Source organism: Rhodopseudomonas sp. WA056 (assembly GCF_010906995.1).
Lineage (GTDB): Bacteria > Pseudomonadota > Alphaproteobacteria > Rhizobiales > Xanthobacteraceae > Rhodopseudomonas > Rhodopseudomonas palustris_G.
The window spans coordinates 23,050-29,840 of sequence record NZ_QPFS01000056.1; the positions used below are offsets into that span (position 1 = coordinate 23,050).

At 65.6% G+C, this 6,791-nt stretch carries 7 protein-coding genes and 1 tRNA gene; 5 read left to right on the forward strand and 3 right to left on the reverse strand.

Annotated elements, in window-relative coordinates:
- Positions 1–231 precede the first annotated feature (231 nt).
- Positions 232–1,017 carry an alpha/beta hydrolase gene (locus tag DU475_RS12905; protein WP_164632359.1) on the forward strand — a complete coding sequence of 262 codons (786 nt, stop codon included), beginning with the start codon at positions 232–234 and terminating at the stop codon, positions 1,015–1,017.
- Here DU475_RS12905 and queG read toward each other — a convergent pair.
- Both queG and DU475_RS12915 read right to left on the reverse strand, forming a co-directional pair.
- The gene (gene queG, locus DU475_RS12910; protein WP_164632360.1) at positions 980–2,212 is read right to left on the reverse strand and encodes a tRNA epoxyqueuosine(34) reductase QueG; all 1,233 of its coding nucleotides are present in this window, start codon (positions 2,210–2,212) and stop codon (positions 980–982) included. The two genes, DU475_RS12905 and queG, sit on opposite strands and share 38 nt — an antisense overlap.
- Positions 2,161–2,853 (reverse strand): glutathione S-transferase family protein, encoded by a 693-nt coding sequence (locus DU475_RS12915; RefSeq protein ID WP_013499890.1) that lies wholly within the window; start codon positions 2,851–2,853, stop codon positions 2,161–2,163. The genes queG and DU475_RS12915 overlap by 52 nt, the downstream gene beginning before the upstream one ends.
- Before the next feature lie 199 nt (positions 2,854–3,052).
- On the opposite strand from DU475_RS12915, the gene DU475_RS12920 reads away from it, so the two are divergent.
- Positions 3,053–3,859, forward strand: a complete 807-nt coding sequence (locus DU475_RS12920; protein ID WP_164632361.1) for an undecaprenyl-diphosphate phosphatase — start codon at positions 3,053–3,055, stop codon at positions 3,857–3,859.
- A 55-nt stretch (positions 3,860–3,914) separates the two neighbouring features.
- Here the strand turns inward: DU475_RS12920 and DU475_RS12925 are convergent, their stop codons facing one another.
- Positions 3,915–4,880, reverse strand: a complete 966-nt coding sequence (locus tag DU475_RS12925) for a complex I NDUFA9 subunit family protein (RefSeq protein WP_164632362.1) — start codon at positions 4,878–4,880, stop codon at positions 3,915–3,917.
- 160 nt (positions 4,881–5,040) lie between these two features.
- Here DU475_RS12925 and DU475_RS12930 point away from each other — a divergent pair.
- From DU475_RS12930 to lptC, 3 genes are all read left to right on the forward strand, one after another.
- Positions 5,041–5,125 (forward strand) — tRNA-Leu (locus tag DU475_RS12930).
- Positions 5,126–5,292: 167 nt separating this feature from the next.
- Positions 5,293–5,907, forward strand: a complete 615-nt coding sequence (locus DU475_RS12935; RefSeq protein ID WP_041806909.1) for a ribonuclease D — start codon at positions 5,293–5,295, stop codon at positions 5,905–5,907.
- Positions 5,908–6,148: 241 nt separating this feature from the next.
- Positions 6,149–6,791 (forward strand): LPS export ABC transporter periplasmic protein LptC (gene lptC, locus DU475_RS12940; protein WP_164632363.1); only part of this gene is annotated, 643 nt, incomplete at its 3' end.

A 6,791-nucleotide genomic window follows, 5' to 3' on the forward strand; every position in this document is an offset into this window, starting at 1 on the left:
AGCGCGACCGGATGCAAAACCATCCCGCGCGTCGATAACGGGTCAATGCCCTTCTGATCCGTGCGCAGTGTGGCGGAAGAACCGCCTGCCGGCAAGCCGACTTCCGCATAACCGAAATCGGACACCTCGCCGCGCGGCCCGTCATACCACGCTCCGCCACGTTAAGGCGCCCGGCATTGACGACGCCTCGGTGCGTACTGCAAACCAACCGGGCAACGAGGTTGTTGATCCATGACAAATTCTTCCGTCACCGAACCGGAGTTCGTCACCGTCGGCGACGGTGGCGCGGCGCGCCAGATCGCGGTCCGGGCCCGACCAGGTGCCTCCCCCGGCCTGTTCTGGCTCGGCGGATTCAACTCCGACATGACCGGGACCAAGGCGTCCGCCCTCGACCAATGGGCCGAAGCCCGGGGCAGGGCCTGCGTCCGGTTCGACTATTCCGGCCACGGCGAGTCGTCAGGCGTTTTCGCCGAGGGCACGATCGGCCGCTGGCTTGAGGAAAGCCTGGCGGTGTTCGACGCGTTCTGCCGCGGCCCGCAGATCGTGGTCGGCTCCTCGATGGGAGGCTGGATGGCGCTGCTGCTGGCGCGCGCACTGCGCCGCCGCGGGGGCGAGGCGGCCGCGAATCTGGCCGGGCTGGTGCTGATCGCGCCGGCACCGGACTTCACCGAAGCGTTGATGTGGAAGGGGTTTTCGCCCGAGATCCGCGCCGAGATCGAGACCAGGGGGGTGTGGCTTCGGCCCTCCGAGTACGGCGAACCATATCCGATCACCAGAGCGCTGATCGAAGACGGCCGCAATCATCTCGTGCTCGGCGGCATGATCGAGGTCGGCTGCCCGGTGCGCATCCTGCAAGGCAAGCAGGACGAAGACGTGCCGTGGCGCCACGCCTTCGAACTGGCCGAACGATTGCCGACCGACGATGTGGTGCTGACCATGATCCAGGACGGCGACCACCGTCTCAGCCGCCCGCAGGACATCACCCGGATGCTGGCGGCGGTCGAGGAGATTGGCTGACGGCGTCCCATTCCGTCCGCACCCCCTCATCCGCCTCGTCGGCGAGATGTGCCGCACTCAGTGCCGCGAACTGGTCAGGCGGTAGAAGCTGCGCCAGCGCCCACACCGCCGCCCCGCGGATCACCGGATTGGGGTCGGTGAGCAGCCGCTCGGCCTCCGGCGCGAACCCGGCGTCCCCCGAATTACCGATCGCGATCAGCACGTTGCGGATGAAGCGATCACGGCCGACGCGCTTCACCGGCGACTTGGTGAACAGCGCACGGAACGATGGATCGTCGAGCCGCACCAATTCGCCGAGCTCCGGCGCCCGCAGCCCCTGCCGGGCGGCGAGCTTCGCCTCACGCCCCGCCTGAGCGAACTTGTTCCATGGGCACGCCGCGAGGCAATCGTCGCAGCCGTAGATCCGGTTGCCGAGACGGGCGCGGAATTCGCGCGGGATCGGACCTTTGTGCTCGATCGTCAGATACGAGATGCAGCGCCGGGCATCGAGCCGGTACGGCGCCGGAAACGCGGCGGTCGGGCAGGCATCAAGGCAGGCGCGGCACGAGCCGCAATGATCGCGCTCGGCCGCGTCCCGCGGCAGATCGAGCGTGGTGAACACCGCGCCGAGAAACATCCAGGAGCCGCGGCCAGTCGACACCAGATTGGTGTGTTTGCCCTGCCAGCCGAGACCTGCGGCCTGCGCCAGCGGCTTTTCCATCACCGCGGCAGTATCGATGAACACCTTCACGTCGCCGCCGGCAGTGGCGACCAGCCAGCGCGCGAACTGCTTCAGCCGGGCCTTGATCACGTCGTGATAATCGTCGCCTTGCGCATAGACCGAGATCGCAGCGCGATCCTTCCGCGTCAGCACACCGCGCGGGTCGACATCCGGACCATAATTGAAGCCGAGCAGGATGACGCTTTGAACCTCGCCCCACATCACCCGGGGATCGGACCGCCGTTCAGGGCGATCGGCAAGCCAGGCCATCTCGCCGTGATAGCCGGCGTCGAGAAAGGCGCGCAGACGCGCCGGAGCTTCCGGAATCGAATCGGGGGCGCAGACGCCGAAGGCATCGAAACCGAGAGCGTAAGCCTGATCGGCGAGCTGCGCGCGCCAAGCAGCGCCGCCTCTTTGCGACTCCGAGGGGCCGGCAGCGGGGCTCAGAAATCCAGATCCACGTAGGTGCGCGAAGCCGGCACCCCCGCCAGCCATTCGCTCAGCAGCGGACGGAACGACGGGCGTGACTTGATCCGTGCGTACCAGGCCTTTGCCGCCTCGTCCTCGATCCATGGCACGTCGCCCAGATAGTCGATCGCCGACAGATGCGCGGCTGCGGCGAGGTCTGCGTAAGTCATGCGATCCCCGGCGAGAAAGTTCCGGGTGCGCGCCAGCCAGCCGATATAGGCGAGATGGTAGCGCACATTGGCGTTGGCGGCACGGATCACGTCCATCGCCGGCGGACCGCCGCCATCTTCTTCGCTCATGAAGCGCTTGTAGATCCGCTCGGTCATCAGCGGGCCGGAGGCTTCCTCGAAGAACTTGTCGTTGAACCACGACAGCAGCCGCCGCACCTCGATACGCTCTGCGGTGGACTGCGGCAGCAGCCGGCGGTCACCGAGCTCGGGGCCGTGCACCTCGTCGAGAAACTCCGTGATCACTCCGGCGCCGGGAACCGGCGGCCGCCCCTCCGCGACCAGCACCGGCGTGGTTCCAGCCGGGTTCAGCGCCAGGAACGCGGTTCGACGCTCCCAGGACCGTTCCTCCACCAATCTGAGATCGAGACCATGTTCCCCGAGCGCAAGGCGGATGAACCGCGACAACGGGCAGAACGGGTGGTGGAAGAGGGTGTACATGCTGACCTAGATAGTTTCGAAGAGCTTAACAAACCGTGGCGGATCGCGCCGGACACGCCCTTCGTGCGGGCGCCAACCTAGTCGCATGCTGCGGCGAGGCAAGGCACCGAAGGTCGGATTTTTGCCGTTGCGGCATGGTGGGGAATAGGCCACAAGGTCCGGCCTCGCGGACGACCGATCCCTTTCAGCGGACGATTCCATGCTCACCGATATCATCAGAGCCGTCATTCTCGGGATCATCGAGGGTGTGACCGAATTCTTGCCGGTGTCATCTACGGGCCATCTGTTGCTGGCAGGACGGTTCTTCAATCTCGGCGAAGGCGATTTCTGGAAGTCCTTCGCCGTGCTGATTCAGCTCGGTGCGATCCTGGCGATTCTGGCGCTGTATTTCGTGAAATTGTGGCGAATCGCGCTCGGGATGTTCAGCGATCCCGCCGCGCGTCGGTTCATGATCGGGGTGCTGCTGGCGTTTTTACCCGCCGCGGTGATTGGCGCCGCAGCCGGCGGCTACATCAAGCACTTCCTTTTCAATCCGTGGGTGGTGTGTTTCTCGCTGATCGTCGGCGGTGCGATCCTGTTGTGGGTCGACCAGCTCGAGCTGAAGCCGCGCTATCACGACGCGACGGCGTTCCCGCTGCGAACCTATTTCTATATCGGCTGCGCGCAATGCACCGCGATGATCCCCGGCGTGTCACGGTCCGGCGCCAGCATCGTCGCGGCGATGTTGCTCGGCACCGACAAGCGCTCAGCGGCCGAGTTCTCATTCTTCCTGGCGATTCCGACGATGCTGGGCGCCTTCGTGTACGATCTCTACAAGAGCCGCGGCGAGATGACCTTCGACAATCTCACCATCGTGGCGATCGGTTTCGTGGTGTCGTTCATCACCGCGATCATCGTGGTGAAGACCTTCCTGACCTACGTCACCCGCCACGGCTTCGAGCTGTTCGCGTGGTGGCGCGTGATCGTCGGCACGCTCGGCCTGATCGCGCTGGCGCTCGGGATGTAGCGATCGGCTCTCGGAGCCGAAATGCGGCGCCCGAAGACGCCGCGTTACGATTTGCTCACGCGGTCTTGCGCGCGAATTGCCCGGTCTTGCGGAACCGCCACAGATAGGACGGCACGACCGCCTGCATCGAATCGGGCTGGATGCCGAGACCCTGGAGGGTCAGGCCAGCCTTGGTGGCGGCTTCGGATACCACGTTGTCGACTTCCAGCATCCTCACCTGATCCGGCGTCAGCTTGAAGGCCCCCGGAGCGAATTGCAGCAGCATCGCCTGCAGGCTGGCGAGGCCGAACGGCAACGGCAGCAGCAGCGGCTTGCGGTCGGTGATTTGGAGGATGATGCGCATGATCTCGCGCATCGTCAGTACTTCGGGACCGCCGAGCTCGTAAACGGCGCCCGGCCTGGCCAGCCCATCGACCGCATCGGCGATCGCGGTCGCGACATCGCCGACATAGACCGGCTGCAACTTGGTGTCGGCGCCGACCAGCGGCAGCACCGGCGACATCCGCGCCAGCGCGGCGAATCGGTTGGTGAACTGGTCTTCCGGCCCGAACACCACCGAGGGCCGGAAGATCGTCGCCTGCGGCACCACTTCGTGCACGGCGCGCTCGCCGGCGGCCTTGCTGCGGGCATAACGCGCCGGCGAATCCGGATCGGCCCCGATCGCCGAGACGTGCACCATGCGGGCACCGACCGAAGCCGCCGCCTGCGCCACCGAGGCGGCGCCGCTGCCCTGCACCGCATCGAACTTCTGCGCACCGCCCTCGGCGAGGATGCCGACCAGATTGATCGCCACATGCGCACCGCGCATCGCCGCTGCGACCGATTCGGGAAAACGCAGATTCGCCTGCACGGCGTGGATCTGCCCGACCCGGCCGAGCGGCTGCAGATGGCCGGCGAGCTCCGGCCGCCGCACCGCGACCCGAATCCGGTAGTCGCGCCGCGCCAGCGCACTGACGATGTGCCGGCCGAGGAAGCCGGAGCCACCGAAAACCGTGACGAGCGTGTCGAGATTCGAAGTCATGCGGGCTGATCCTGATCGCGGAGGAGCGTCTTTTGACGTCCGGGAATTCGCGGACATTCTGGCGGTTTCGCGTTACGCCATCAACCTTTCGCTGTACAGCGGATTTGGTCAGCGGAAGGCATTTGACTTTTCCGTAACGCCTCCCTATCAAGCGCCCCGGGCCCAGGTGGCGGAATTGGTAGACGCGCTGGTTTCAGGTACCAGTGGGTAACACCGTGGAGGTTCGAGTCCTCTCCTGGGCACCATTGCCCACGCCCTTCTCCTCGCATCGGCATCTCCTTACAAAGTCATCGGTTCGAGACGTCCACCGCGAGGTGGCGCCGCCCCTCGCGTCGCGCGGATCGGGGCGATAGGTTGGGCGGCCGATTCGGGGCGTTCGGTGCCCTTTTCCATGGCCAAGGGTTTGCGACACATGACGATCCGCCTGCATCGCGGCGACCTGCCGGATCTTTCCCGCTATACGCATTCGGTGGCGATCGACACCGAAACGATGGGGCTGCATCCGCATCGCGACCGGCTGTGCGTGGTGCAATTGTCGAATGGCGACGGCAGCGCCGACGTGGTGCAGATCCCGCTAGGGGCGACCGATGCGCCGAACCTGAAGAAGTTGCTCGGCGATCCGGCCGTGGTGAAGATCTTTCACTTCGCCCGATTCGATCTGGCAGCGCTGTACAAGGCGTTCGGCGTGATGCCGCAGCCGGTGTACTGCACCAAGATCGCCTCGCGCCTGACCCGCACCTACACCGACCGGCATGGCTTGAAGGACCTGGTGCGCGAACTGCTCGGCATCGACCTGTCGAAGCAGCAGCAATCCAGCGACTGGGGCGCCGAGTCGCTCAGCGACGCCCAGCTTGCCTACGCCGCCTCCGACGTGCTGCACCTGCATGCGCTGCGCGACAAACTCGACACCATGCTGGCACGCGAAGGCCGCACCGATCTGGCGGCGGCCTGCTTCGGCTTCCTCCCGGTGCGCGCCCGGCTCGACCTCGATGGCTGGAGCGAAGAGGACATTTTCGCTCACTCGTAACCGGCAGGACGCATTGCGGACAGTCTCAGAGCCGTGTTCCGCGATCGCGCGCCGTGTTTCGGTCATACTCCTCGGCCTGATGGGGCCCTCGGTCCGATCGGCCGGCGTGGCCCTCCCGTGACGGGGCAATTAAGACTAGCTTAAGGATGTGTCGCAGACTGGAGGCGGCACCCGGCGGCGGCACTCCAAACCATGGAGTGCGCGGCTCCGTAATTGGCGCAAGACAACTTCGGGAGCAGCGGTGACGGCGGTCGAAATGTCGTCCTATCAGGCCGGAATGGAGGCGCGTTTCGCAGCAGCGGCGCGCCACAGCCGCTTGGTGCGAACCCTGCGGGTCGCGGTGCCGCTGGTGGTGGTGCTGTCGATGGCGGTGATCGTCGCGATCTCGATCTTCAACCCGTTCCGCTACCTGACGAATCTGCCGCTCGACATCGGCGATCTGGTGGTCTCCGGCACCAAGATCACGATGGAATCGCCGCATATGGCCGGATTCACCAATGATGGCCGCCCCTATGAAATGTGGGCACGCTCGGCCACCCAGGATCTGACCAGCCAGGATCACGTCGACCTGCACACGCTGCGGGCCAAGGTGCAGTCCGAAGATCAGTCGACCGTGGTGATCGAGGCCCGCGAGGGGCAGTTCCAGACCAAGGCGCAGCTTCTGAAGCTCAACAAGGACGTCTATCTGCACAATTCCTCCGGCACCGAGGCATGGATGACGCAGGCTGACGTCGACATGGGTCAGGGCACGGTCACCTCTGACGCGCCAGTCGACGTCAAATGGGAGGGCGGCACGCTGCGCGGCCAGCGGATGCGCATCACCGAAAAGGGCGACCTGATCCGGTTCGAGGGCGGCGTGGTGATGAACCTCGACAATGCAGCGC

Excerpts from the sequence above, each read along its gene's own strand:
- DU475_RS12925 (WP_164632362.1), bottom strand. The coding sequence starts at position 4,880 with ATGACTTCGAATCTCGACACGCTCGTCACGGTTTTCGGTGGCTCCGGC.
- DU475_RS12935 (WP_041806909.1), top strand. The coding sequence starts at position 5,293 with ATGACGATCCGCCTGCATCGCGGCGACCTGCCGGATCTTTCCCGCTAT.
- DU475_RS12915 (WP_013499890.1), bottom strand. The coding sequence starts at position 2,853 with ATGTACACCCTCTTCCACCACCCGTTCTGCCCGTTGTCGCGGTTCATC.
- DU475_RS12920 (WP_164632361.1), top strand. The coding sequence starts at position 3,053 with ATGCTCACCGATATCATCAGAGCCGTCATTCTCGGGATCATCGAGGGT.
- DU475_RS12905 (WP_164632359.1), top strand. The coding sequence starts at position 232 with ATGACAAATTCTTCCGTCACCGAACCGGAGTTCGTCACCGTCGGCGAC.
- queG (WP_164632360.1), bottom strand. The coding sequence starts at position 2,212 with ATGGCTGGCGGGGGTGCCGGCTTCGCGCACCTACGTGGATCTGGATTT.